The following is a 26684-nucleotide window of genomic DNA, read 5'->3' as shown; positions in this document are numbered from 1 at the left end:
GGCAATGGGGTCAAATCATTACAATTTGACAATGACTCCAGTGCAGCGTCCCGGCCCCGGCAGAATCCGATGGCATCGCCCCTAAGGCAGCCCCAGGCATCCACTCTTGTACCGCCCTCAACGACTTGATCCCACCCGTATCCAAAGCGTCTTCAGGTGCCCGGGTTCCTCCCTCGTGATGGGCATGTCCGGGGGCTGCGGCACATACAATTCCCGGTCCGCAGGCCGCCCCGCCCCCGCCAACCCGTCCCGCACCATCCCCACAAACCGTTCCGGATCGAGCCGCGCTGCGTTGGTCGAGGCGAACAACACCCCGCCCTCCCCAAGCACCGCCGAGGCCGCCGTCACCAACCCCGCGTAGTCCGACTCCGCCCGGAACACGCCACGCTCCCGCGACTGCGAAAACGTCGGCGGATCGAGCAGGACGACATCGAACCTCCGCCCCTTCCGCGCCAGGCGCCTGAACCAGTCCATGGCGTCCCCGCACAGAAACTCGTGCTCGGAAGGGTCCATGCCGTTGGCCGCAAAGTTCCGCCGCCCCCAGTCGAGGGCCCGTCGCGACAGATCCAGACTCGCCGTCCGCGCCCCTCCCGCCGCGGCTGCCACCGAGAACCCGCAGGTGTAGGCAAAGACGTTCAGCACCGACCGGCCCTCCCATCCACCCGCGCAAACCGGGAAATCCGGCCCCACCCAGTTCACCCGCAACCGCCGCCGGTTATCCCGCTGGTCGAGAAACAAACCCGCCGAGTAACCGGCCGACAGATCCATCAGGAAGGTCAGGCCGTTTTCCCGGATCGGAAACGCCCCGGCGACCGGCTCGCCCCACCACAGGACGGGCGCGACTTCGGAGGGTGTCGTCCCTCGCACGTGCCGCTGCAGCCAACGCCGGTACACGCCACGGGCGCCCGCCTTCCGTGCCCGTTCCAGGAGCCATCCGGGTGGCGCGGCCTCCTGCCCTTCCGCCACGCTGGCCAGCCAGAAGTCTCCCAACCGATCCACAAACCAGCCCGGCCGCCCGTCGGCCGCCCCATGCACCACCCGCCACGCATCGGTCATTCCCGGCTCGATCAACGCCCGTCGCAAGGCCACGGCCGGCGCTTCCCCAAAGTCCGTCTCGTCCTGGAACATCAACCCCTCGCCCGTCTCCGGATGCTTCAGCCCCAGCCGGCTTGCATGCAGGCAAAGTCGGAAATGATCGGTTCCGCCGTGCGGCACGTCCCCGAGGATCGGGACCCCGTGTTCCGCCGCGTGCAACCGGATCTGGTGCGTCCGCCCGGTCAGGGGTTCCGCCCGCAACCACCACCGCCCCCCGGCCTCCCTCGTCACCTGAAACCGCGTCCGCGCCTCCAATCCCTCTCCCGCCCGCGGGCTGCTCTCGAATCCATCCGACCCCTTCCGAATCCAGGAATGGGACTCGAACGCTTCGCGCGCCGGGCGTCGATCCGTGACCAGCGTGTACTCCTTGGAGATCGCCCGACCCGCAAACTGCCGCGTCAAATCCCCCGCCGCCCGACGTGTCTTGGGAAACACCAGCAATCCCGAGGTCTCCTTGTCGAGTCGCTGGACGATCGCCAACCCCTCCCAACGCGCCGCCCGACGCCGCAGCCAATCGTACAACCCCTCCCCCGCATACGGCCCCGGCGCGTGGGTGTTCATCCCCGGCGGCTTGGACACCACCAGCAGATGTTCGTCCTCGAAGATGACCAGGGGCGGTGAAACGTCGTCGTGTCTCGGCATCGAAGGGGAACCCATCAGGCGGCAGGTCCAACCCCTGCCCCAAAACTCACTCCCTGCCAGTACCGTCGCGGCTCCTCGTACCGGCGCATGGGAATGCTCACCTCCGGGTCACCCTCGACAAGCCAGGTCAGCCGTCCCACTCCGCCCCAGAAACCCGGGATTCGCGAAGTCAGGCGACGGCAGCTTGGGATCAGGCTGCCATCGCCTGGGCGGATCGCCGCGGCCGCGTTCCGCGCTGACTGCTCCTCAGCGCTTCAACGGTCCCGGGCCCACTTTGGGCAGCTTTGGCATGGGAATCTTCGGAAGTTTCGGAAGCTTCGGCGCCACCTTGGGAAGCTTCGGAACAATCTTGGGCAGCTTGGGTCCGACCTTGGGCAGCTTCGGAAGCTTCGGCGCCACCTTGGGCACCTTCGGCAACTTCGGCAGTTTCGGCGCCACCTTCGGCAGCTTGGGAAGCTTCGGAACCACCTTGGGCAGTTTCGGCGCGAGCTTCGGCGGGAGCTTCGGAAGCGTCTTGGGCAGATTCTTCGGAAGCAGTTTCGGGGTGAGCTTCGGCAGATTCGGCCGAGCAGGAGTGCGTTTTGTCGCAGGCATGTTATTTGAGTTCTTGAATGTTGGGGATTCCTCCCCTCCGGGCTGCGGATGCTTCTCTATGGAGCGGAAGTGTTGGAGTCAAAGGCATTCTGTCACAGACTCGCGTCCAGCATGTCACGGCGCACCGTTTCCCCCGCGGAACTCGATGGCGCCAGACACCGCGCCGTCCTCCGCGGCCTCGACTATCTCGGTCGCATCGCCTGTCACCCGCGACGCCTTCCCACCTTCGGCAGCGGACTTCTCTACTGCTGTGCCTTCATGGCCTCGACCGCGGCGCATCCCGAGGTCCGACGGCGCGCCCGCACCCTCGCGCGCCGTGGCTGGCTCGCCTGGCGTCACCTCTGGACACCCTTCGCTCCGCCCGACTCGGCCGACGAAGTCGCCGAACTGGTCCATGGTCACTGCGCCGCCCAACGACTCGGTCTTCGCTTTCCCCGGCGCCGCGCCTGGCTGCGCGAACACGCCACCCGTTTTCAACCCGCCGACTTCCTCGGCTGGGACCCGCTCGAGGGCCCACCCCCGCGAACCCTCCGGCTCCCCTGCGACTGCGGCTGGATCGATCCCGGCTCGTCCTCGCGCTGTCGCAATCCGAGTTGCCTCCAACCCCGCGCCCGCCAGGGACCCCACCGCACCTGGTGCCTCGCCCTTACCGCCACCTACTGTGGCGAACGCCTCGACGTTCCCCTCGGCCGGCGCTACGCCGATGTCCTCGCCTGGCTTCCGCACCTCCCCGACTATCCATCCCCTTCGCGCGGCGTCGTCCCCTTCTACGAGGCCGCCTATACCGTCACCCACATCGTGTACACCCTGAACGACTACGGCCGGTACCAGCTCGATCCCCGCTGGCTGCCCCGCGAATATCGCTTCCTCGCCGACCACCTCGAGGACGCCATCGCCCTGGAAGACGACGATCTGCTCGGGGAGTTTCTCGACACCCTGCGCGCCTTCGGCATCCCCAACGAGCACCCGGCCATCCACTTCGCCATGCGCCACCTCCTCGATCGCCAGAACTCCGACGGAAGCTGGGGTCCCACCGAAAACGGGCACGACTATCACCGGTTCCACACCACCTGGGCGGTCCTCGACGGCCTCCGCGACTTCGCCTGGCAGGGCAGCGGAATCGCATTCCCCAGACTGCTCCCCCGCCTCCGCCAATGGGCACGCGCCGCGTGAACCCGGCCCTCCCTCCTCCCGCCGCCCCAACGCCCATGCCCCCCGAACCGCCCGCCCTTCGCCCGTTCCACCGCTACCCCGCCAAGGCCCGCCTCCAGCGCCGCATCGCCTCCGACGCCGCAGCCTGCCATCACTGCCTCGGCGGCACCTGCTGCACCAGCGAGGATCCCATCGGGCTCACCCCCTTCGATGTCCTGCGCCTCAGCGCCTTCCTCGACCTCTCCCCGGGCGGGTTCCTGCTTCACTTCACCCAGGACCGCTTCGCCGACGACGACGATCCGGCGTACCGCCAACCGTGGCGCCACGACCCCGACAGCAGCGTGGTCACCTGGCTGCGGCGTCGCGCCAATTCCCGGCACAGTCCCTGCCTGTTTCTCCGGTACGTCCACGATGACGACGCCACCCCGCGCCGGGTCTGCTCCGTGCATCCCGCCCGTCCGCTCGCCTGCCGCGAATACTACCACGACACCTGCAAGACCCGCTGGACCGGCGAACTGGCCGCCCTGCAGGCCCAGGGCTTCGAGTGGATCCGCGACGGACGTGTCGAATCCGCCCGCGCCCGACGGGAACTGGACCGCGCCGAACAGAACCTCGCCCGCTCACCCGGCTCGGCTCCCGCCCTCCTCGCCCGCGCCTTCTGGCTGGAACTCTGGCGCGCCCTCCACCCCGACGCCTGCAATGTCGAGGGCGCCGCAAACTTTCCCCTCCACGACTGGCAGGATCCCCTCCCCGGGAAACTCAACCGCCTTCTCTCCCGACGTCACCTTCGCCGCGAGGAACGCTACGGCCCCGTCCCCTGCGGCGATCAGCTCCAGCCCTATCACGCCGGCACCGGCTTTGCCGGCTCGCCCGAACGTGCCCGCCTTCTGCGCCTCGCCGCCAACCCCCCGCGCACCCGGTTCTTCACCCAGGGCGACTATCCCCTGTTCGTCGCCCACCGCGACTGGCTTCCCGAAGCCGCCCCCCCGCCCGCCTTTCCCCGCCTGTCTCCCCTCCGCCTGCGCCAGGCCGTCGCCGATCAAGCCCCGCTGCCCCTCTTCCCCCGTCATCGAAACCCCGCCCTTCGCGCCGTGACCCGTCGGGACGCCGGTCTCGCCCTCCTGCGCGGCCTCGATTACCTCGCCCGCTTTGCCGGATACCTCCGCACCCTCGGAACGCTCCTCGAACTCGCCCCGCCCGGACACCTTGAAGCCTGGCTCCGTGTCGCCACCCAGCACTGGCGCCGCCACTCCCCCCTTGCCGCGCGTCATCCCGCCCTCGAACCCATCATCGCCTGGACCCGCTCCCAACCCGCCTGCCGCCCCTCCGCCCGCGCCGCCCGCCACGCCCTCCGCTCCCACCGATCCGTTTCTCCCGCCGCCGTCCACCGATGGATCATCACCCAGGAACCCGACGGTGGCTGGGGCACCCGACCTTCCGGTCCCGGCATCCCAGCCACCCAGGGCGAATACTTCGAGGGCGTCCTCTGGCAAAGCCTCGTCGCCATCGATCAACTCGCCGCCGCTCTCCGCATTCCACACCCTCGATCCACCCCATGAACCCCCACCCTGGCGCCAGTCCCGGGCAAAGGCCCTGACTGTCCACCGGAATGCATGGTGCCGGCACCCGGCGCCCGCCCCCCAGACCGTCTCACTCCGACACGATCTGCCCGCGAATCTCGCCTCCCGGATGTGCGACCGTGTGCACGTTGAGGTACAGGTCGCCTCGTTCCAGGGCCGCCCGATGCTCCGGCAGCAGCATCACCGCCCCCGTGAAGATTCCCGTGCTGCGGAAGGCACCGCGGTGGAACGGCTGCAGATCGAAAAGGACACCCGCCACCGCACTGGCGGACGCCGGCCCATGGATGTGCGCCGCCACCGCGTCGCCGGACAACCCGACATACCCGATCCGGAAGGCGAGACGATCTCCCGTGAGCGTGAAGCTGGCGAACCCGCGAGCCGGGGTATCCACCGGGTCCGGTCGTTCCGCCGCCCCGTTCAACACCGCCATGTACGGACGGCCCAACGGAACCGAACGAAGTTGTCCCCGCAGTTCACCCGCCGGATGGGCCGCGGTGTGGAGGTTCACATAGATCCGCCCGTCCCCCAGAATTCCAAGCTGGTCGGGAGTCAGGTCGATGGCCCCGCCCAACACTCCGGAAGACCCGAATGCGCCCCCGTTGAACGGTTCCAGATCGACCAGCACTCCGGCCGTCCCCGAGGCCTCCGCGGCCCCGTGGAAATGAGCTGCCACCGCCGGGCCCGTGAGCCCGTGATAGAGAATGTCGAAGGTCAGCCGGTTCCCGGACAGCGCGAGATGCCCGAACCCGAGCGCCGGGGTCAAGACCGGCTCGGGCCGCTCCGCTTCGCCGCTCAGGATCACCTCGAACCTTGAAGGCAGGACCGTTCCACGGATCTCGCCGCCGGGATGATTCGCTGTGTGGACGTTGATGTAGGTGCGGCCTCCCAGCAGCGCCGCCTGGATCTCGGCGTTGATCGTCACGTTGCCATCAAACCGGCCCTCCGCCCCAAAGTCTCCCTGGTGTAGCGGCGCAAGATCGATCAGCACCCCGGCAGTTCCCCCGGAATCCGACGGTCCGTGCAGATGTGCCGCCACCGCGGGTCCGCTGAGGCCCTGGTAGCTGACATCAATCGACAAGGTCCGGCCCATCAACCGCAGCGTGCCCGTGCCTGTCGCCAGGTTCAGAACCGGTTCCGGTCGCTCGGCGGCGCCACTCATCATGACCGTCATGGGCACCTCGGATTCCCCCGCGAGATCGGCGATGCGGAAATATCCCGACGGCCCCTCAAAACCCAGACCAACGGCTCGCGTCGCCGTCGTGGCCACCGTGCAGAACGGATCTTCAACCCGGTCCGCCCGCAGCACCGCAAATGGCCCGACGCCGCCATCCCATCGAACCTCCGAATTCACGCCGGCCATCGCAACCGGAGGCGTCATCCGGACAGGCATCGGAATCGCCAGGTCCAGCACGTTGCCGGGCAGGGTTCGGATCCAATGCGGAACCCCCGTGTCCACATCGATCCGGTACAGGCCGCGCTCCCCGCCCACGTCCAGAATCGCCAGCGCCAGATCCTCTTTCGTACCAATGTCCAACGCCGCCACGTCGCCAATCTCCAGCCCGAGGGATTTCGGTTCAATCAACGTGCCGTCGTTGGGCGGATTGACCCGGAACAGGCTGGCGGTGGAGGCGTCGAGGGCAAACTGGCGAGTGCCCCCGGCACCCCCGCCGCCAGGAAGACCGGAACCGTTGTTCGAGTAGGCGGTCGCCACCACCCGCGGTGCCCCGATACCCGTACCGTTCATCGCACCATCCACATTCACCACCGCCCCCTCCGCGCCGAACACCAGCCGGTAATTCTGTCCCGACCCGGTGATGATCCGCAGGGCGTTGATGCCATTCAGCGCGGCCGGGTTGAAATCCATGTCCACGGAACCCTCCACCGTGAGGGCCGCCCCGCTCAACGGAATGGCTGTCGCCACACCCGATCCGACCTCCACCTCATACAGCCGCCCCAGCCCCCCCTCGTCCACTGTCAACAAGTGCAACCCCGCGGTGAAGGGCCTGAAATCGATGGCCCTCGGTGTCTCACCCTGTCCCAGCCCCGACAGCATCGCGCCCGCCGTTGTTCCCTCGTTCCCCGTGGTGAACGACACCAGGGAACCGTCTGCATCAAGCCCATAGACCAACGTGTACGGCACCTCCGCCGGCATCGCCGCCGAAAGGTCCACGAGGTTTGCCGGAAGCCCTCGCAGCCGCGACGCCCGCCCCGTCTCCAGGTCAATCTCGTACAGTCCGCGTTCGCCCATGACCTCAAGCACGGCGAGCGCCCGGTCGGAACCCGTGACAATGTCGAGCCCGCCCACCGTCTCGAACTCGATGCCCAACGGCTTCGGCTCGGTCATGGTCCCGTCATTGGGCGGGTTCACGCGGTACAGCAGGTTGTTGGCTGCATCCAGGGCGTACTGGCGCGTACCTCCAACCCCGCCCCCGCCCGGACGCCCCGAGCGGTTGTTCGAATAGGCGGTCGCTATGACCTGGAGTATCCCGCCTTCCGGCAGGTTGAACCTCCCGTCCACGTTCACCGTCGCCCCGTCGGCACCGAACACCAATCGGTAGTTCAGCCCCTCCGACGTGACCACGCGAAGGGCGTTCGCGCCGTTCAAGGCCGCCGGGTTGAAATCCATGTCCACCGACCCCGGGATCGACAGCGGCGCCCCGGTCAAAGGGACCGGCACCCGCCCGCCCGATGCCGGATCCACCGCATAGAGGCGTCCCATCGCCTCTTCATCCCGGCTCAACCCGTACAGCAGGCCATCCAGCGGCCGGAAGTCGAGGGCCACAAGGGCCTCGCCTTCGGGCCATGGTTCAGGCGCCGGAACTGGGATCGGTTCGCCTCCTGACGTTCCGAACCGGACGATCTCCCCGCGGTCCGTCAGGCCATACAGGATCGGTTGCGCAGGAAGACTGCCGGGAAGGGCCAGGGAAATCCCAAGGGCCAGGATGATGCGTAGATGGTAGTACGGCTTCATAGGGTTTGATTGCCAGCCGGAGATACGTGGCCCACCGGAAAACGGATGCGCGGATTCTTCAAAAGCCGTGACCGGGCGGAAGGACGGTTGAGGTTTGCAGCCCGTAACCATAGTAAGTCAGACACATCATTGTTTACTATTGTTGACCCAGCCTCCCTGCCCGGTACCCCCCAAGTAATCCCCTTCGGCCCGCCAGGGACGACCGAATCACCGATCGTCAACAATAATATGTCAGGTTCTTTGTAGCATTTGGGTCAACTGTACTTTGACCGTCTCATTGTTTTCAACGATTCGGTAAGCGATCTCCGGCGTCGGGCCAACGCCCAAGTCGAATGCCCTCTTCACGCCTCCGCGTCTCCGCGTGTGATTCCATTGCATGTTACGGCCAAGGATTCGGGCGGCGGTTGATCCCGCCGGTTGGGGATTGCCGCCCGTGTTCGGCCCCCAACACCATCAGGCATGGTCACACCCGAGGCCAGCGACCCCGAGGAGAACGCCCGCCTCCGCGCGTACCCGCTGCTGCAAGCCCTCCTGAACCGCCGCTCCCGACGCTTCGGCGCCGGCATGATCATGCCCGCCGGACCCCTCGCCTACCAAAGCCGGTTCCCACCCGTGCCGCTCACCGGGAACGAGGAGTCCTTCCTCGCCTTCGCCGCCGCCGGCATCACCGGGTATGCCATGGCCGACCTCTGCTACGCCCCCGGTGAAGGCGGCAATATCATGTCCGGACTGGTCGGTCGCACCATCGCCTCCGGCGACGGCATCCAGTCGGTGTCCATCGCCGTGACCAACGACCAGGGCACCTGGCTGGTGCGGCGCCCCCGCGAACTTCCATCCGGGGAGATCCCGGACCTGATCGCCATGGCCCGCGAGGGCCGCTGGCTCGACGCGTACCAGCGCCTCCGCGTGGAACTGAAATCCTCCCGCAGCGCCCCTCCCATCGACCCCCTCTATAACCTCAATGTGAATCGATGGGCGGCCCACGCCCCGGGCGGCACCGTGTTCATCCCCATCAACGACCTCACCCTCCTATATCTCAACGGACTGCTCGATGTCCTCAATGAGTCCACCGGCGCCTTCCTCGTCGATGAACGGGCCGGATTCCGCCCCGCCGGTCTGGCCCGCTTCGCCCGCAGCCGGGGGGGCCACCTCGAAGACAATCCCGCCCGTGGACGCATCGCCACCATCCGGCATGTGGAAGCCATGGTCGCCGAATTCGCAGCCGTCGAGCAGGGCATGATGATGCAGAACCTGGCCCTCGCCTGCGAGGCGCTCGGCCTTGGCGGTCACCCGAACTTCGCCAATCACGAGAGCGCCTGGTTCGAAGCCCTCGGGTTCCGCATGGGGACCCTCCCGGCCTCCCGCTACCTGGCCATGGGCCGCCTGGTCGGAACCCTCGTGCGATGGTTGGGCAGGGACACTCCGGTGTCCTGGCCGCTCGGACTCGATCACCTTGGCCAGCCTCTCCTGCAACCCTTCTGCCCGCCCTCCTACCCCTCCATGCGCCAGGCCGTCGAAGCGGTGGTCGCTCTCAAATCCGGTCCCGGCGGCAGCTTCGATCCGCACTCCCCCCGCAACGCGTGGCAAAACCCCGCCCAGGTCGGCCGCTCAATACCTCCCATCTCCGAAGCCGCCATCGAGGCCACCGTCGCCTACGCCGACTACATCCTGCAACGCTACGGCCGCTTCCCCGCCTTCCTGGCCCCCTACCGCACCGTGACGGCCTTCCAAGCCGTCCACCTCGACGCAGAGTTCTACGACTGCTTCTACCACCCCGAGGCGCTCGGCGAAACCCAGCGCGCCGACTTCGCCCGCTGGCAGGCCGCCACCCCTCCCCTCCGCCCTCTCACGCCGGCACACCCTGCTGCTGCGCCATCAGATCCTCGATCGAAATGACCGCCAGGATTGTACAGCCCGCCTCCGACCGGTTGACCCGGTGCCACGTCCCGGCATCCGCCTGGTGAAAGTCCCCCGGACCCAGCCGCCGCTCCCCGATGGACAGATCCCCGGACAGGACGAAAACCTGCTCGGCGTGAAGGTGCCGATGCGGCGGGTATTGGGCCCCGGGATCCAGCTTCCCAAGCACCACCGCATATCCCCGCTCCTTAACCAGGGAGAGCAGCTTCACCCGGGCGCCCGGCACCGGCAGCGCCTGCCAGCCGTCCTCCTCGGATCCCATCACAAAATGCAGCCCGTCAGAATCCGGCACCGGTGGAACCGCCGCGGCAACAGGGGCCCGCGACCGCACCGCTCCCAAAACCCGCTCTCGAAGCCCGGCCGGCGGATCGGCGACGGGCGCGCAGGCCAACGCCACCCGTGCCGCGACCTCCCGAAATCGCCGCAACTCTTCCTTCGCCTCGAACTCGCCGGAGGCCAGCCGCGCCTCGAAAACCCGCCGCTCCTCCCCGTCGAGGGCACCGGCCGCATGCAACGCGGCCAACGTTTCAAGTTCCTCGGTGCTCATGCCATCTCCGGGGCCATCGATTCCGTGTCCAGCGTGCCGCGCTCCAGCCGTGCACGCAATTGCAACATCCCCCGCCGGATCCGTGCCTTCACCGTCCCCAGCGGGAGCTGAAGCTGCGAGGCAATCTCGGTCTGCGTGTATCCGGATAGGAATGCCAGTTCGATCGGCGCCCGCTGCTCCGCAGGGAGATCATCAAGAGCCCGGCGCAACAGCGCCGCCTCCTCCCGCTCGCCCAGGGCCCGGCTCCCCGTCTCTACGGTCACCGCCGCAGGGGCATCGCCCCGCGCCTCGTAGGCCTCGGCCAGCCGACGACGGCGATCGTTCGCCCGCAACCGGTCGATCGCCTTGTTCCTCGTCAATACCACCGCCCACGTCAGCGGCTTGCCGCAGCCGGCGTCGTACTGGCCCGCCGTGTCCCAAATCCGCAGGAACACCTCCTGCAACACCTCTTCCGCCGTGATCGGATCGCGCACCACATGAAGCGCCACGGAATACAGCGGCCGCGCAAACCGGTCGTACAACCGCGCAAACGCAGCCTCATCCCGTTCCCCCACCCGCCGCAGCAACCCCACGTCCTCGGCCACTCCGGAATCGGAGGCGTTCGGTCGATCCGCAGACGGCACCATGGGGCGCCTCTCATCCCCAATCCCCACACATCGTGTCAAAGCATTTCCCGAGCCGATGCCCGCTCACCTCAATCCCATCATCCCCGCCACGTCCAGCCGTGCCCAGTAGTCCTCCTGACCCGGACCGCCCCGGCCGCGATTCCCCGCCCTCGCCGGGATCGTGAACGGCGCGGAGTACACGCGGCCCTCGAACTCGATCCGCGCCTCTCCGGTCAACCCTTCCCCGACCTCGCCCGAGTAGAAGTTCACGGCCGCCTCGACCCGCCGAACGTCCACCGGCACCTCGAACTCGATGAACTCGTATTCGCGGTCCGGCGATGACCGGTGATCCTTGTAATGGTATCCCGCCCCGCTCCGGGGTTCCGAGAAGGACAGTGTCGTGCCTTCCGCATCCGGCCGGGCGTACAGGTCCAGATCGACGTCTCCGTGCCATCGGATCCCGATCTTCATCGGGCCCAAGACCGACACCGGCGCCCCGGCGCTCCCGGCCGGTCCGAGATCCCGCATCAGCCAGTCCACCGCCATCACCTCCCGCCGTCCGCGCCGCATGGCAACCACCGTCCGGCTGTCGTCGAGCGCCTCCTCCAGGGACACGTCGTCCCCCGCCGCATCCTCACGCCGGAACGCGGCGAAGACCGCCGGCAGATCTCCCGCGCACAATCCCCATCGCCCGCCCCGCCCGGCGACATACAACCGCCAGAACCGGCGCACCCGGTCCTCATGCACCCCATCCCGCCAGGGCGTCCCGAAGTACGCCATGTGGACCGTCACCTCCCGCAGCGGGTCGCCCGATTCCGCCCGCCCGAACACACTCCGCTCCCGCGTGGCGACCAGATGCCCGTCCGTCGGGTACAACCCGTCCGCCATCGCGAACGCCGGCTCGCGCTCATCGAGGTACAACGGGTTTCCCAGGACCAGCACTCGACCCGCCCGCTCCCGATCGCCCCGGTCGGCGGCGACGAATTCGAGGAACTGCGGCAACCGCACGGCACCCGTCCCGGCAACCCCGGCCACCCTTGGCATCGGAGCTTCCTCCGCAAGGAAGGCCTTCAGCGTCCGAAGCTCCCCCTGAAAACGAACCGCCCGTGCCTTGGCGCTCATGGAGGCCCGCGTGTTCGGCACTTCCATCACCGCAATCGTCCTGACCCGGTACGCATCGATGAGGCGCAGGACGCCCCCCGGCGGCACGCCCTCCAGCGCGAACCCCACCACCTGTCGATACACGGCATCCTTGTCCGCCCGATCCAGGAACGGCGAGATGCCAATCACCTGCCACGCCGCTCCCCGCGCTTCCCCGGTCCCCCCGCCCGGCGACGAGGCAGCGGATGCCACGGTGCCGGGAGTCCCAGCGCCCGACGCCGCGACCGCAACCCAGGCCACCGCCATGATCCAACCCACGATGACACCCTTCATCCAACCCCCTCGCGCCGGAAGGTTCGCCCGCCATTCTCCCCATCCACCGGCACCAGCGACGGCGCCTCAACCCCGTCGTTCACCTCCGCCAGCCGGTTCCGCAAATCCTCCGCAATCCGTTCCAGGGCGAGCCGCTGCCGATGACCCCGGTCCTCCCGCAACGCCACCTCGCGTTGAAAGAGCGCCCGGGCGTAGGCCACAAAGGCGGTCATCTGGTTCTCCAACCGCACCTCGCTCCCCCGCGCCTCGGCCACCGCCAACCGCTCCCGCCCCACCCGTTCATCCAGACGCGCGCGTTCCGCGTCGAGCGGACCAAACAACGGATTGGCCGCCATCCGCACCGGCCGGTGCCGCGCGTACAACTGCGTCATGTACATCCCCAGCACCGCCGACAAACACACCTCCGCAACCGCCTGCGCCGCCACCAGGATCATGTCCAGGGTCTTCGCCCCGCCCCCGCCCAGTGCGACGATCCCGTCCCCCGCCCCATCCTCATCATAGACCCGCAGCGATCCGATGATCTCGTCGGTGCTCTTCGACAGCGACGGGTACACGCTCGCGTAGGCACCGACCCAGACGAACACCGCCAGAACGCCCGCCGCCAGGCAGGCCCACAGGTAGGCGGCCCGCCGCCGGCCCTCGCCCAGGAAATCCCAGCCCACCTTGACCGCCAGCGCACCCACCGGCAGCAGAGCCGCCCACAGATAGGCCCGGAACGGATTCTCAACGAAGGTGGCAATCCCCGACTCGATGAGGTTGAACGACACGTTCATCACCCCAAAGGTCAGAAGGAACACGATCCCCACCGCCGCCGCCGCAAACATCCCCGCATCCCAGGCATTCCAGGGGGCATTGGGCCGCACATCGGGCCCCGCGTCGCCCTCCACCGGCAGGTTCTCCCGCTGATCCTGAATCGCCTCCAGACTGGCCCGCCACCGCGCTTCGAGATCCGTCAGGCGGTCCTCCGCCAGCCGTCGCTCCTGCCGCACCCTCTCGATCTCGCCGCCGTGACGGTGCAGAAACAGCGCCCGATGAAACGTCTCGACCTCCTCGACCCCGGCGCCGCCGCTGTTCTCGGCCGCCATCCGGATGAACTCGAGGTGAATCGCCGAATCGATCCGGGACGGTTCAGCGGCAATGGAAAGTGGATTCATGGCAAGGCTGCCAATCCCGCGCGCCGCATCCGGCCGTTCCCAACACGGCGCGCGGGATTGGGTTGATGATGGATCAGTCCTCCGGGACAACCTCCGGGACGGTCAGCACACACGGGCCCGTCTGGCTACCAGGCGACCCATTCGGATGGCATCGGCGTTGGTGCCGGCGTCGGTGTCGGCCAGGGGTTGGGCCGGGGCTTGACCTCGGAGCGGTCCCCTTCCCCGTCCGCGTCCTCATCCGCCCTGCCCTTCGACGCCTCCCGATCCAACGCCTCCAACTGGCGGTCGAGCTGTTCCATCTGCCGGCCCAGCGCTTCCCGCTGCTGCCGCAACGCCCGCCGCTGCTGCTCCAGTTGACGGCGTTGCGCATCCACCCCCCGGCGGTCGCGCTGCAACTCGGCCTGCACCCGGGCAAGCTCCCGCTGCGCCACCCGCTCCGCCTCCTTCACCTCCCGGGCCACCCGCGCCTCGACCTCCCGAACCTCGCGCTGCACCTGTTGCAGGATCTCCTCATGGACCTCGGGCTTCCAGGTGAAGGCCACGCCCGCACGGGCCGGAATCTTGAGTTCCCGATGGAACTGGATCTCCGGACGAACGCCCGGTCGGACCTTGAACTCCGGAGCTTCGTCGAGCTGCAGGTCCACGGCGATGTCCACCCCGTCCCCCTTCCCCACCAGCAACCGGCTCCTGGAACGGTCCGGCCCGCCTTCCGTTGGTCGCCCCACCAGCGTCTCCACCAACCGCTCCAGTTGCTCCAACCGCCGCTCCAGGGTCACAGAAGCGTCCGGGGATGCGGCGACCCGCACCGGCGGCTCCACGGGCGCAGGCGGCGCAGGAGTTGGAGCAGGCGGTGCCGTCGGCGCAGGCGGCACAGGGGCGACCGGTGGGACTTCCGCAACCGGAGCCGTCAGCGTTCGCGCACTCCTTGTCCCCCGCTCGGGACCCGCATCCGCGGACTGGGCGCTCGTGCGACCAACGGGCACCGGGTCCTTCTCCTTCGCTTCACCCGAGGCCAGCGCGGAAGCCGACGCCGATGCCGGCGCCTGGGCCAATGCCAGTCGCGGGCCAAGCGTAAGCCCCGCCACCGCCACCGCCATCGCGGCGGCTCCCACAACTCCCGCCCGGCCACGAGACAGCCGGGGGGACCGATCACGTTTCACATCGAGTATCATGTGGATCCTTTCCTTGAGTTGACTGGGTTTTCTCCATGCCGCCGGCGCCACCGCCCAGCGGCGGCTCACCGACCGGCGAGCACAATCGGTCAGCAGCAACGCGTACTCCCGGGGGGCCCGGGTCGCGCTCAGCACGTGGTCATCGCAGGCAATCTCGCGATCCACCGAAAGGCGTCGCGACAGCCACAGCAGGCCCGGATGAAAGAAATAGACGGCCGCCAGCGCCTGCTGGACGAGATTGGTCCAGTCGTCCCACCGCTCCAGATGCGCCCGCTCGTGCCGCAGCAACCGCCCGACGTCGGGCGTCGCCTCGTGCGCCATCCCCGCCGGCAACAACACCGCCGGTCGCCATAGTCCCGCGGCCATCGGCACCTCCACCTCTTCAGAACAACGCACCACCACGCCGCGCCGGGAACTCGCCTCCTCCCCCATCGCATCGAACATCCGCTGGACGGCCTCGGAGACCGGCACCGCACGACGCTTCAGCCGGACCAGCGCCAACCATTGCAGCGCCAGGCGCCCAAGCCCAACCCCCGCGCCAGCCACCCAGACGCCGACCACCCCTTCGCCCCAACCGGTCGGCAGCCGCACACTCCAGGTCCTCGGTTCCCGTTCACGTCCCGGCGCCCCGACGGCCTCCGTGACGCCTTCAGACGCCAGCCCTGTCTCCCGCCGCGCCGCTCCGAAGCCTCCCTCGCGCCGAACCCGCGCATCGCGCTCCCACGCCGGGGTCCCGTCGCTCTCGCTCATGACCCTCCGTGGAGCGGTGCCGGCAACACTCCCCATGAGGACGTCGGGGACGACCCCACCCGGGTTCACCGCGGCCGCAGGCATCCGGCGCGTTCCCATCGCCGCACCTGAATACTCCGCCAGGACAAGGTGCGCCGCCGGCAGCAGCGCCACCACCAGCAGTGCGGCAAACCCCACGGTGTGGCGCGTGGTCGCGTTGATGCCGCGCCGCCAGCGCCACGCCAGCGCAAGCACGCCGGTCACAATGAGTCCCTGGTAATACCCCGTCCCCAAGGCCTCCAGCACCCGGTGACACAGCGCTGCCCAATCAGGATTCATGACGGATCCTCCGGCGAAAGCTCGTCGCGAATGCGCCGCTGGATCTCGTCGAGTTCCTCCGGTCGCAACTGCTCGTCCCGCAGGAAGCTCAGCACCAGCTCGCCCGGCGATCCGGCGAAGAACTTCGTCAGCACCTGCCGCACCGCCTTCCGTGCCGCGGTCTGCCGGTCGATCTTCGGCGTGAACACATGGGCCCTCCCCTCCTTCCGGCAGGACAGATACCCCTTGTCCCGGAGGATCCCCATCATGGTCAGCACCGTCGTGTAGGCCGAGCCGTCCTTCCCCTCCAGCTCCTCGGCCACCTCCGCGACCGTCGCCGATCCCCGCCGCCACAGCACCTCCATGATCCGGTGCTCCCCGTCCGTCAGTGTCCGCGATTTCTTCCGTGCCATCTTTTGCCTCCCGTGTCGTTCTGGATCTATTAAGGAATTAGTAGATCGAAGAACACCACACGGGCCGGCCCGCGTCAACTAAGGATTTAGTAGAATCATCCGCCCCTCGATCCGCCGCCGTTCTCCCATCGTCGCCGCGCCCGATCCGGCAGCGTCGGGTCGGCCTTCGGACGGTATCCCCCCGCGCCCACCAGGTGCTCGAGCGCCTGCGCCAGCTCGTGCGACGGCGCCACCCGGTAGCGGTCGTTCGCCTCCACAAACGCCACTGCCCCGTCCGGACGTTGGAAACACAGGTACACCGGGCAGCCGCCCGGATGGGCCACGATCAGATCGCGCACGGCAAGAAGCTGGGCCGGGGTGGTGTCGGCGGTCCGCAGGCGCAGATGCACCTGGCGCGTGAGCCGTCTCGGAACCTCCTCCAGCGGATAGATCTCCTGGGGAAAGATTTTCGGACGGTCCTCGCCGGCATTCACCTCGCCCACCACGAACAGGCATCGCCCGGCCACCAGGAGATCGCGGAACTGGTCGTACGCCTCGTTGAGACAGAGCAACTGGACCGTTCCCTTCAGGTCCTCGAGGGTCGCCAGGGCGTACGGTTTGCCCGTCTTCTTCGAGAACCCTTGCTGAACCGCCGCCACGATTCCGCCAAGGCGCGTGATCGCCCGGTTGGTCAGTTCCCCCAACCGGGCCGTGTCGGTCATGCCATACACCTCGATGAGGGACCGGTACGGATCGAGCGGATGGCCGGTCACGTAGAAGCCCAGCAACTCCTTCTCCGCCGCCAACCGCTCGGCGGCCGGCCATTCGGGCAGGGCCTGGACCGGCGTGGGCGCCACCGCGGCAGGGGCTTCGAGCAGTCCAAACAGCGACGCCTGCCCCCGCTGCCGGTCCTGCGCCGTCTCCTGCCCGCGCGCCACCGCCCGGTCGATCTGCGCAAACCACCCCGCCCGCGTCCCCCCAAGCGAATCGCACGCCCCGCACCGCACCAGCGCCTCGAGCGTCTTCCGGGTCACCGCCCGCAGATCCACACGCTCGCACAGATCGAACAGCGACGTGAACGGGGCGCCCGCCTGCCGCGCCTGCAGGATGTGCTGCACCGCCACCTCCCCCACCCCCTTGATCGCCGCCATGCCAAACCGGATCGCCAGCCCGTCGCCGCCCGTCTCCGGGGCGAAGTGAACCTCCGAGGCGTTCACGTCGGGAGGCCGGATGGCAATGCCCATCGAACCCGCCTCGGCCACGTACTCGGCAAGCTTCTCCGTGTCCGCCATGTCGTTCGTCATCATGGCGCAGAGGAACTCGACCGGATGGTTGGCCTTGAGATACGCGGTCTGGTAGGCGACCAGGGCGTACGCGGCGGCGTGCGACTTGTTGAAGCCGTACCCGGCGAACTTCTCGAGCACATCGAACACCCGGTTGGCCTGGGACGCCGGGATCCCATGGGTCCGCGATGCGCCCTCCACAAACGTGGCCCGCTGCTTGGCCATCTCCTCCGGCTTCTTCTTGCCCATCGCCCGCCGCAGCAGATCCGCCCCCCCCAGCGTGTAGCCCGCCAGAATCTGCGCCGCCTGCATCACCTGCTCCTGGTAGATCAGAATCCCGTACGTCTCCCGGCTGATCTCCTCCAGCAGCGGATGCACATACTCCACCGCCGCCCGCCCATGCCGCCGCTCGATGAACTCGGGGATCAGATCCATCGGTCCCGGACGGTACAGCGCCACCAGCGCCGTGATGTGCTCGACCGACGCGATCTGAAACCGGCGGCACAATTCCCGCATCCCCCCGGATTCCAGCTGGAACACCCCCAGAGTCTGCGCCCGGTTGAGCAGCTCGTACGTCCGCGCATCGTCCAGCGGGATCCGCTCGATGTCGATCTCGAGACCTTGAGTCTTCCGCACCATCTCGCACGTGTTGCGCAGGACGGTCAGGGTCTTGAGCCCCAGGAAATCCATCTTCAACAACCCAAGGTCCCCCACGGGCCCCATGGCGTACTGCGTGACGATCGCCCCGTCCTCGTCGGTCTTGAGCGGCAGCAACTGGACCAGCGGCTGGTCCGCGATCACCACCCCGGCGGCATGCACCGAGACATTGCGGGTGAGGTCCTCGAGCACCAGCGCGTAATCCACCAGCTCGCGCGTCTGTGGCTCGTTCTCGTAGGCCGCCTTGAAGTCCGGCGCCTTCGCCAGCGACGCCTCAATCCCGATCCCCAATTCGTTGGGGATCATCTTGGTCAGCCGGTCGGTCTCCCCAAACCCCATCCCCAACGCCCGCCCCACATCCCGGATCACCGACTTCGCCCCCATCGTCCCAAAGGTGATGATCTGCGCGACGTTGTCCTTGCCGTACTTCCCCCGCACGTACTCGATCACCTCCCCCCGCTGGTCATCCGCAAAGTCGATGTCGATGTCCGGCGGATTGATCCGCTCCGGATTCAGAAACCGCTCGAACAGCAGCCCGTACCGGATCGGATCGACGTTGGCGATCTCAAGCAGATAGGTGACCAGCGAACCGGCTGCCGAACCGCGCGCCACGCACGATATCCCCTTGCTCCTCCCGTGCCGCACGAAGTCGGCGACGATGAGGAAGTAGCTGACGAACCCCGTCTTCTCGATCACCGACAGCTCGAGTTCCAGCCGCTGGAGCAGGGCGGCGACGGCACCCTGGACCGCCTCCGGCGCCGTCCCACCCTCCGAGGCGCCGTCGGGAAGACCGGGCAGACGCGCAGGGTCCTCGACGTGCTCGATGACGAATGCAGCGCCCTCGGCCCGCGCATGGATCCCGTACCGCCGATGGAGCCCCTCCGCCAGCAGCTGCCGCAGCATCCCTTCCCTCGTGAAGCCCTCGGGCGGCTCGACATTGGGGTAGTGCAGCCGGTTGAACTCGATCTCGAGTCCGCATTGCTCGGCCACATGGCAGGTGTTCAACACCGCTTCCGGCACCTCGGCGAACAACGCCTTCATCTCCTCCGCCGACCGCAGATAAAACTGCTCCGGCTGATACCGCATCCGCTTCGGGTCGTCGCGATGGGTCTGCGTCCCGATGCAGATGAGCAGGTCATGCGCCTGCCAGTGCTCGCGCGCCACGTAGTGGACATCGTTGGTCGCCACCAGCCGCAACCCGTACTCCCGCGCCCACGGAATCAGGTGCCGGTTCACCCTGGCCTGCTCGGGTATGCCGTGGTTCTGCAGTTCGAGATGGAAGTTCTCCGGCCCGAATACCTGCTTGAACCAGTCGATCCGGGCGCGGGCCTGATCGATCTGATCCTGGAGAATGAGCGACGGAATCTCGCTGGCCAGGCAGCCGGACATCACGATCAGTCCCTCGTGGTGCTGCTCGAGAAGTTCCAGATCGATCCGCGGCTTGTAGTAGTACCCCTCGAGATGCGCCGCCGTCACCAGCTTCACCAGGTTCCGATACCCCGTCTCGTCCTTCGCCAGGAGGCCCAGGTGGTGATACACGTCCCGGCCGCCGTTCCCGGACTTCTTCTCCAGCCGGCTCCCCGGCGCCACATAGACTTCGCAACCCAGGATCGGCTTGATCCCCGCCTTGCGCGCCGCCTGGTAAAAGTCGATCGCCCCGTACAACACCCCGTGGTCCGTCAGGGCCAGCGCCGTGAACTTCAACTCGACCGCCCGCTGCATCAGCCGGTCCAACCGGCACGCCCCGTCGAGCAGCGAGTATTCCGAATGCACATGGAGATGAACGAAGTCCGCATGGGACATGCCGACCATCCTCCCCGACCCGCATTACCCCGTGCAAGCGACCGCGCCCCAAGGTTGTTCACAGCCGCGCATCCCGAAGTCGTGGGTGAGGAGTCCGCGAGTCCTCAACCCATCGCTCCACACCGTTGCGGCCTCGTGGAACTCGGCCCTCCGATTTCACACCCTCGCTTCACTTCGGAGGGACGATCTCCGCGAGTCCCCATCCCATCGCTCCCCCCCTCTGCGGCCTCGTGGCACCCGGCGCTCAGGCGCGCTGCCCGTTCTTCGCCGCCGGACGCCAGTCCAACACCTTGAGCTGGACGCTCCGCCGATGGTTGAACTCGTGGATGTGCGCCACGCACGCCAGGTCGAACGGTTCGGTCGGAACCGGGCGATCCCCCGCTCCGTACCAGATGGCCTCGCGGGTCAGTCGGCCGTCCGTGACCCAGAACTTGGCGTGCTGACGCTCCTTCCCGACCCGTTGCGGCGGACGATCGTGCCGTGCGCCCTGGACGATGAGTTGCACCGCCGGATTCCCCTGGCCGTTCGGACGCAGTTGATCGAGATCCAACACCTGCTCTTCCGTGACCTGCCCCAGGGGCACCGCCGCATCGAGCCGAAGAGGCGGACGCAACTGCTCCGGACGAAGCCGGTCCCGGGCCAGTTGATTGAGGCGGTCCCGGAGCATCGCGAGGTTCTCCGGCGCAAGGCTGAGGCCCGCGGCCATGGCATGGCCGCCATGGCGTAGAAGCAGATCGTCGCAATCGCGCAGCGCCGCCGCCAGATCGAACCCCTCGATGCTCCGTCCCGATCCCCGCCAGCACTCCCCATCCCCACCCATGATAATCGTCGGTCGGTAAAATCGCTGCAGCACCCGCGACGCCACGATCCCCACCACCCCGATGTGCCACGGCATCGCGCCCTCGACGATCACGTAGTCCGATTGCGGATCGAACCGCGCATCGAGTTCGCCGAGCACCTTGTCGGCCATCGCCTTCTCGATCTGCTGCCGCTGCCGGTTCCGGGCGTCCAGACTGCGCGCCAACCGCGTCGCCGTGCCGTAGTCGTCGGTCAACAGCAGATCCAACGCCTCGCACGCATCCTCCAACCGGCCCGCCGCGTTGAGGCGCGGCGACAGCAGAAAACCCACCTCGTAACTGCCAATGGTCGAGGTGATCTGCGCCACCTCGCACAGCGCTTGCAGCCCGGGACGCTGGGTCTGGTTCAGACGCTCCAGTCCCGCCCTCACCAAAATACGGTTCTCGGCCCGCAACGGAACCAGGTCGGCAATCGTCCCCAGCGCCACCAGGTCGAGCAGGGTCTTCAGATCGAAGGTCACCGCCTCGGGCATACCCCGCTCCCGACCCCGCTTGACCAACGCGTGAGCCAGCTTGAACGAGAGCCCCACCGACGAAAGCTCAACCCCGTGCGCGCCGTCGCCGCCCAATCGCGGATTGACTAGCGCCACCGCCACCGGCGGCGGATCGGCGATCTGGTGATGATCGAAAACCAGCACGTCGATCCCCCGCTCGGCCAGGCTGCGGATGGTCTCCGTGGCCGTCGATCCGCAGTCCACCGCCACCATCAGGGTGGCACGGTTCTGGTGAAGACAGTTCTCCACGCCGTCCGCGCTCAACCCGTACCCCTCGTCCATCCGCTTGGGAACGAACCGCGCCACCCGCCAGCCCAGCGTCTCCAGCACCTCCGCCAAGAGTGCCGTCGCCGTCACCCCGTCCACGTCGTAGTCGCCGTAAATCACCAGCGACTCCCCTGCCTCGCGCGCCGCCCAAAGCCGGTCCACCGCCGCCGCCATGTTGGGAAGCAGAAATGGATCCTGAAGATCGCGCAGGCGCGGTCCAAGAAATGCCTGGGCACGCTCCGTCGAGCCAAAGTCGCGGTTGATCAGGCACTGACCCAGCAACGGCGTGATGCCCAGCTCCCGTGCGAGGTGCGCGGCCTCCTCGGGACGGGGTGGTGCGAGGAGCCAGCGATGCTTCATGTTGCCTGCCCGGGAGGCGGGCCGGCTAACCTCCCTTCACGCCAACTCATCCCCACCGAAGCCCCAATGCCGCGCCCAGGGCTGGCACCCGCCACCCCCGACGCCCGCACGATATCCCGCTTCGTTTCAGCCATGCCAGGAAGCCTCTCCTCTCGAATACCTGCCAGAACCATCAACAACCCCACCTTGAGGGGGAAGCTGACCTCATCGCCCCGGCCAACACGAAGTAAAACCAACGGGAACTGGAAATGGCAAACACCTTCGCGGCGAACATGATGCCTTCCACCCCCGCTTCACTCCGAAGCGACGAGCTCCGCGAGTCCCCTTCCCATCGCTCCACTTCCCCTGCGGCCCCGCAGGGCTCAACCCTCCCATCTCACCCCCCTCACTTCACTCCGAAGGGACGAGCTCCGCGAGTCCTCATCCCATCCCTCCACTCCCCTGCGGCCTCGCAGAGCTCAGCCCTCCGATCTCACCCCTTCGCTTCACTCCGGAGGGACGATCTCCGCGAGTCCTCATCCCATCACTCCGCTCCCTTCCCACCCATTTCACGCCCGGGCCGGCTGCTGCACCTGCGGCCCCGTGCTGCTTTGCACCGGCCCGATCACCGGTCGCTGCCCCTTGTGCCACCACAGCACGATCGTCCCCGCAATAAAGATGGTCGAATACGTCCCCGTGATGATGCCCACCAGGAAGGTGAACGCGAAGTCGTTGATCACACCGCCCCCGAACAGATACAGCGCCGCCGTCGCCAGCAACGTCGTCCCGGAAGTAATCAAGGTCCGCCGCAACGTCTGGTTCAGCGCCAGGTTCATCAGGTCCCGGAAACTGCCGCGGATCCCCAACCGCAGATCCTCCCGGATCCGGTCGAATATCACGATGGTGTCGTTGATGGAAAACCCGATGATGGTCAGGACCGCCGCCACCATCGGTGCACTCAATTGCCGGTCCGTCAGGAAGAACCATCCCATCGTCATCAGGACGTCGTGGATCACCGCCACCACCGCCGCCACCGAGAAGCTGAACTCGTACCGGAAGGCCACGTACAGCAGGATCCCAAACAGCGCGAGCAGCACCGACTTCAACGCCGAAAGCAGAATCTCCCGACCCACCGCCGGCCCCTTCCGGTCCACATCCTCCAAAGTCAGCCCCGCCTCCGGAAACGCCCCGGGCAGCGTCTGCATCACCAGATCGCCCTGCTCAAACGGCACCACAATCTGGATGGTGTCCAACCCGCCCGCCGGACTCGACTTGGGAAGAATCTGGGCCTCGGTCACCCCCGCCTGCGTCAGCGCCGCCCGCACAGCGGCCGTCGGCACCGCCTGCCGATAGCTGTAGGTGATCGCGTCGCCCCCGATGAAATCGACGCCCATCACGGCCTTGCCCCGATAGAATCCATACCCCACTCCAACCAGGATCAGGGCCCAGGAAAGCACAAAGGCCGGCTTGGCGAACCGCAGAAAGTCAATCCGCGTCTCCCCGATGACCGTCATCATCTTCAGCTTGGTCAACCACCCCTTCTGCAGGCAGAAATCGAAGATCAAACGCGTCACCACCAGCGCCGTGAACATGCTCACGCAAATCCCGATGGTGAGCGTCACACCAAAGCCCTTCACCGGCCCCGTCCCCATCCAGATCATGATCAACGCCGCAATCAGCGTGGTCAGGTTGGTGTCGAAAATGGTCCAGAACGCCTTGTCATAACCTGCCGACAGACTGCCCTTGAGCGACTTCCCCGCCATTCGCTCCTCCCGGATCCGCTCGAAGATCAGCACGTTGGCATCCACCGCCATGCCCGCCGTCAGCACCACCGCCGCAATCCCCGGCAACGTCATCGTCGCCTCGATGCCACACATCACCCCGAACAGAATGAAGATGTTCAACATCAGGGCGATGTTCGCCACCGCCCCGGCGAACAGGTAGTAAACCAGCATGAAACCCACCACCAGGATCGCCGCGATCAAGGTCGCCCGAATCCCGCTCTCGATCGAATCCGCCCCAAGCGTCGCCGCCACCAGGTTGTACTGGATGATGTCCACCGGCGCCTCCAGCGGGTTCATCAGCACATTCGCCAGCTCGTACGCCTCCTTGATGTCGAAATTGCCCGTAATCACCCCGCGTCCCCCGGGTATCTCCCCCAGAATCCGCGGCGCCGAATACAGCTCCCCGTCCAGCACGATCGCCAGATAGAAATACTGCGTGCCCCCCGGGCCGCCCGGCCGCGGACTGTACTCCCGCGTGATGTCCGCAAAAATCCGCGCCCCCTCGGTGTTCAACTCAAACTCGATCTTCGGCTCCCCCGTCAACGGATCCGGCACCGGGTCCGCACGCGTCACATAATGCCCCGTCAGCCCCCGCTCCGCATTCCTCCGCACCAGCAGCGGGGTCACCGACACCTGGCCCGTCCGCCGGTCCGTCCGCGTTTCGTGCAGCACTTCGTACCCGGGCGGCACCAACCCCTCCTGAAGCAGCCGGTCGCTCTCGGGATGGACAATGCAGAACTTCAAAAAGGCCGCCCGCTCGATCGTGGCCTTCACATCGTCAATCTGCGCCTGGGTCAGACCCGGCATCTGGATCTCGATGCGGTCCACCCCGGCCTTCTGAATCGTCGGCTCCGCCACCCCGAAGCGGTCCACCCGCTTCCGCAAAATCTCCACCGCCTGGTCCAGTGCCCGATCCCGCGAACCAGGCTCCTTCAGCTCGTTGGTCCGCATCTGCACCATGAAGGACATCCCGCCCTGCAGATCGAGCCCCAGACGGATCTTGCCCAGCGAATTGCGCTGCAGCCGGTTCAAAATCACCCGGTTCGTCTCGCCCCCGGCCGGAATCTCCACCCTCGGGAAATAACGCTCCAGACTGTTGGTCCCCGCCGCCGTCAGCAGATTCTCGAAGGACGCCCCGCCCTGCGCCTCCAGCGTTCGCGCCTGCTCCAGGATCGACCGGAACACCGGATCCTGCGTGTTCTCCGCCTCCCGCTCGAATTGCTCGAGCAGGCTTCGCCCTTTCGGCGGGTACATCTCGTACGCCGACCACAACAACACCACGACGACAGCCGTCAGCCAAAAAAACGGATTCTTCATGCGGCAGAGAAAATCAGGCCTTGCGCTCGGTGATCTCCTGCACCGCGCTCTTCAGGATCTCCAGCTTGGTCTCGTCCGACCGGACGGTCACATGATGGTCCCGGATGCTCACCACCACCCCGACAATCCCGCCACTGGTGATCACCTTGTCCCCCGGCTTGAGCGCCTTCAGCAGCAACCCGTGCTGCTTCGCCTTCCGCTGCTGCGGCAGGATCAACACCAGGTACATCACCACGAAAAGCAGGATGATCGGCACCAGGCTCACCCACCCCGGAGCCGTGCTCTCCGTCCCCGCGGGCGGCGCCGGAGGCGCAAACCCTATCAAGACCGATGCCAGTAAGTCCGTCGTCATATGACCCAAAATAGAACGGCAAAAGTGCGGGATGGCCCTGACCGTGGCAAGCTCAACGTGGACCTCAACAAACGCCGGCCCCCGACTCAGTTCCGGCTGGCATCCCATCCCGGGGTCCGTACCCTCCCCCCGCAACCAGCATCACACCTATGGCAGAACGCATTGGATTCGTCGGGGTCGGCCGGATGGGCGCCAACATGGCCCGGCGCCTCAAGGACTGCGGTTACCCGGTCACCGCCGTGTACGACGTCAACCGCAAGGCCGCCGAGGAACTGGCCCGGGAACTGGACGCCGAACCCTGCACCAAACTGTCCGAGGTCACCGCCGCAGCCGACATCGTCTTCACCGTGGTCACCAACGACAAGGCCATGGAGGCCATCTTCAAGGGACGCCGCGATAACCTCCTCCAGGGCGCGCGAGGCCGGACCTTCATCAACTGCGCCACCCTCTCCCCGAAGATCCATCGCGACCTCGAAAAACTCGCCGCCAAGGCCGGCGCCGCCACCGTCGAGGCCTGCATGGCCTCCAGCATCCCCCAGGCCCGCGACGGCTCCCTCTACCTCATGTGCGGCGGCCAACCCGCCGTCTATGCCAAAGTCGAACCCGTCCTCCGCCACCTCAGCAACAACGGTCAGTCCCTCCGGTTCATCGGGGCCTCCGGCACCGCCGCCGAGGTGAAGGCCCTGGTCAACATGGTCATGAACATCAATACCGCCGGCCTCGCCGAAGGACTCGCCTTGGGCGACGCCCTGGGCCTCGACCTCGCCACCCTCCGCGAGGTCTTTTCCCAGACAGGCGCCAATTCCCGCGTCCTCCAAACCGATGGCGAAGACATGCAGAACCGCGACCATGCCTGCTTCTTCTCCGCCGAACACGCCGCCAAGGACTCCGGAATCGCCCTCGCCCTCGGCAAATCGAAGAAACTCAACCTCCCTCTCGCCGCCGCCACCACCGCGCAGTTCCAACGCATGGTCAAGGAGGGGCTCGGCCATCTCGACAAGTCCGGCATCGCCGAACTCACCTTCAAGGGCCGCCACAAAGCCAGGGCAAAGGCCAGACCCAAGGCCCCATCCAAGGCCAAACCCGCCCCCAAACCGCGCCGCAAGTAGCCGATGACTGGATTCCAAATGTCTCCCAAATGTCGGCTCTCGCCGCCTCGGCAATTGACACCCAACGCCCCGCGCCCCTAGCCTTCCCCGTCTCAATCACAGGTAATCCCAGGACGACGT

The 26684-nt window shown here is 67.1% G+C and carries 17 protein-coding genes; 4 read left to right on the top strand and 13 right to left on the bottom strand.

What is annotated here, in order from left to right; all coding sequences use genetic code 11:
* Window positions 1–117 precede the first annotated feature (117 nt).
* Window positions 118–1737, bottom strand: coding sequence for a class I SAM-dependent methyltransferase (locus tag KF833_14295; protein ID MBX3746474.1), 1620 nt, complete (start codon window positions 1735–1737; stop codon window positions 118–120).
* 246 nt (window positions 1738–1983) lie between these two features.
* Window positions 1984–2331: a hypothetical protein gene (locus KF833_14290; protein MBX3746473.1), complete on the bottom strand. Its 348-nt coding sequence runs from the start codon at window positions 2329–2331 to the stop codon at window positions 1984–1986.
* 111 nt (window positions 2332–2442) lie between these two features.
* Here KF833_14290 and KF833_14285 point away from each other — a divergent pair, with 111 nt between their 5' ends.
* Together KF833_14285 and KF833_14280 are read left to right on the top strand one after the other, a co-directional pair.
* Entirely contained in the window at window positions 2443–3504 is a 1062-nt protein-coding gene (locus KF833_14285; GenBank protein ID MBX3746472.1) for a hypothetical protein, read from the top strand.
* A 35-nt stretch (window positions 3505–3539) separates the two neighbouring features.
* Entirely contained in the window at window positions 3540–5042 is a 1503-nt protein-coding gene (locus tag KF833_14280) for a hypothetical protein (GenBank protein ID MBX3746471.1), read from the top strand.
* Between the two features lie 91 nt (window positions 5043–5133).
* On the opposite strand, the gene KF833_14275 is transcribed toward KF833_14280, so the two are convergent.
* Window positions 5134–8034 (bottom strand): DUF4394 domain-containing protein, encoded by a 2901-nt coding sequence (locus KF833_14275; GenBank protein ID MBX3746470.1) that lies wholly within the window; start codon window positions 8032–8034, stop codon window positions 5134–5136.
* Between the two features lie 459 nt (window positions 8035–8493).
* On the opposite strand from KF833_14275, the gene KF833_14270 reads away from it, so the two are divergent.
* On the top strand, window positions 8494–9930 hold the full coding sequence (locus tag KF833_14270; GenBank protein MBX3746469.1) for a hypothetical protein: 1437 nt from the start codon (window positions 8494–8496) through the stop codon (window positions 9928–9930).
* On the opposite strand, the gene KF833_14265 is transcribed toward KF833_14270, so the two are convergent.
* The 10 genes from KF833_14265 to yajC all read right to left on the bottom strand — a co-directional run bounded on the left by KF833_14265 (window position 9881) and on the right by yajC (window position 25455).
* Complete coding sequence (locus KF833_14265; protein MBX3746468.1) at window positions 9881–10498, bottom strand: cupin domain-containing protein; 618 nt, start codon at window positions 10496–10498, stop codon at window positions 9881–9883. The two genes, KF833_14270 and KF833_14265, sit on opposite strands and share 50 nt — an antisense overlap.
* Complete coding sequence (locus tag KF833_14260) at window positions 10495–11124, bottom strand: sigma-70 family RNA polymerase sigma factor (protein ID MBX3746467.1); 630 nt, start codon at window positions 11122–11124, stop codon at window positions 10495–10497. Before KF833_14260 ends, KF833_14265 begins: the two co-directional genes overlap by 4 nt.
* 63 nt (window positions 11125–11187) lie before the next feature.
* A complete protein-coding gene (locus tag KF833_14255; GenBank protein ID MBX3746466.1) occupies window positions 11188–12537 on the bottom strand; it encodes a hypothetical protein in 1350 nt (449 codons plus the stop codon).
* Entirely contained in the window at window positions 12534–13691 is a 1158-nt protein-coding gene (locus tag KF833_14250; protein ID MBX3746465.1) for a hypothetical protein, read from the bottom strand. Before KF833_14250 ends, KF833_14255 begins: the two co-directional genes overlap by 4 nt.
* Before the next feature lie 125 nt (window positions 13692–13816).
* Window positions 13817–15931: a M56 family metallopeptidase gene (locus KF833_14245; protein MBX3746464.1), complete on the bottom strand. Its 2115-nt coding sequence runs from the start codon at window positions 15929–15931 to the stop codon at window positions 13817–13819.
* Complete coding sequence (locus tag KF833_14240) at window positions 15928–16323, bottom strand: BlaI/MecI/CopY family transcriptional regulator (protein ID MBX3746463.1); 396 nt, start codon at window positions 16321–16323, stop codon at window positions 15928–15930. The genes KF833_14245 and KF833_14240 overlap by 4 nt, the downstream gene beginning before the upstream one ends.
* A gap of 95 nt (window positions 16324–16418) precedes the next feature.
* Complete coding sequence (gene dnaE / locus KF833_14235) at window positions 16419–20045, bottom strand: DNA polymerase III subunit alpha (protein ID MBX3746462.1); 3627 nt, start codon at window positions 20043–20045, stop codon at window positions 16419–16421.
* Window positions 20046–20289: 244 nt separating this feature from the next.
* Entirely contained in the window at window positions 20290–22023 is a 1734-nt protein-coding gene (gene recJ / locus KF833_14230; GenBank protein ID MBX3746461.1) for a single-stranded-DNA-specific exonuclease RecJ, read from the bottom strand.
* A gap of 548 nt (window positions 22024–22571) precedes the next feature.
* Window positions 22572–25103, bottom strand: coding sequence for a protein translocase subunit SecD (gene secD / locus KF833_14225; protein MBX3746460.1), 2532 nt, complete (start codon window positions 25101–25103; stop codon window positions 22572–22574).
* 13 nt (window positions 25104–25116) lie between these two features.
* A complete protein-coding gene (gene yajC, locus KF833_14220; protein ID MBX3746459.1) occupies window positions 25117–25455 on the bottom strand; it encodes a preprotein translocase subunit YajC in 339 nt (112 codons plus the stop codon).
* Window positions 25456–25604: 149 nt separating this feature from the next.
* Between yajC and KF833_14215 the strand changes: the two genes are divergently transcribed.
* A complete protein-coding gene (locus tag KF833_14215; GenBank protein ID MBX3746458.1) occupies window positions 25605–26564 on the top strand; it encodes an NAD(P)-dependent oxidoreductase in 960 nt (319 codons plus the stop codon).
* Window positions 26565–26684: the final 120 nt, after the last annotated feature.

It is taken from the genome of Verrucomicrobiia bacterium (assembly GCA_019634625.1).
Lineage (GTDB): Bacteria > Verrucomicrobiota > Verrucomicrobiia > Limisphaerales > CAIMTB01 > CAIMTB01.
This window is presented reverse-complemented; position numbering and strand designations above follow the sequence as displayed.

Bases quoted from the DNA above. Each gene is read 5' to 3' on its own strand.
- KF833_14245 (MBX3746464.1), bottom strand. From the start codon at position 15,931: ATGAATCCTGATTGGGCAGCGCTGTGTCACCGGGTGCTGGAGGCCTTG.
- KF833_14280 (MBX3746471.1), top strand. From the start codon at position 3,540: ATGCCCCCCGAACCGCCCGCCCTTCGCCCGTTCCACCGCTACCCCGCC.
- yajC (MBX3746459.1), bottom strand. From the start codon at position 25,455: ATGACGACGGACTTACTGGCATCGGTCTTGATAGGGTTTGCGCCTCCG.
- KF833_14275 (MBX3746470.1), bottom strand. From the start codon at position 8,034: ATGAAGCCGTACTACCATCTACGCATCATCCTGGCCCTTGGGATTTCC.
- KF833_14255 (MBX3746466.1), bottom strand. From the start codon at position 12,537: ATGAAGGGTGTCATCGTGGGTTGGATCATGGCGGTGGCCTGGGTTGCG.
- recJ (MBX3746461.1), bottom strand. From the start codon at position 22,023: ATGAAGCATCGCTGGCTCCTCGCACCACCCCGTCCCGAGGAGGCCGCG.
- KF833_14270 (MBX3746469.1), top strand. From the start codon at position 8,494: ATGGTCACACCCGAGGCCAGCGACCCCGAGGAGAACGCCCGCCTCCGC.
- KF833_14240 (MBX3746463.1), bottom strand. From the start codon at position 16,323: ATGGCACGGAAGAAATCGCGGACACTGACGGACGGGGAGCACCGGATC.
- KF833_14260 (MBX3746467.1), bottom strand. From the start codon at position 11,124: ATGGTGCCGTCTGCGGATCGACCGAACGCCTCCGATTCCGGAGTGGCC.
- KF833_14215 (MBX3746458.1), top strand. From the start codon at position 25,605: ATGGCAGAACGCATTGGATTCGTCGGGGTCGGCCGGATGGGCGCCAAC.
- KF833_14285 (MBX3746472.1), top strand. From the start codon at position 2,443: ATGTCACGGCGCACCGTTTCCCCCGCGGAACTCGATGGCGCCAGACAC.
- KF833_14290 (MBX3746473.1), bottom strand. From the start codon at position 2,331: ATGCCTGCGACAAAACGCACTCCTGCTCGGCCGAATCTGCCGAAGCTC.
- KF833_14265 (MBX3746468.1), bottom strand. From the start codon at position 10,498: ATGAGCACCGAGGAACTTGAAACGTTGGCCGCGTTGCATGCGGCCGGT.
- secD (MBX3746460.1), bottom strand. From the start codon at position 25,103: ATGAAGAATCCGTTTTTTTGGCTGACGGCTGTCGTCGTGGTGTTGTTG.
- dnaE (MBX3746462.1), bottom strand. From the start codon at position 20,045: ATGTCCCATGCGGACTTCGTTCATCTCCATGTGCATTCGGAATACTCG.
- KF833_14295 (MBX3746474.1), bottom strand. From the start codon at position 1,737: ATGCCGAGACACGACGACGTTTCACCGCCCCTGGTCATCTTCGAGGAC.
- KF833_14250 (MBX3746465.1), bottom strand. From the start codon at position 13,691: ATGAATCCACTTTCCATTGCCGCTGAACCGTCCCGGATCGATTCGGCG.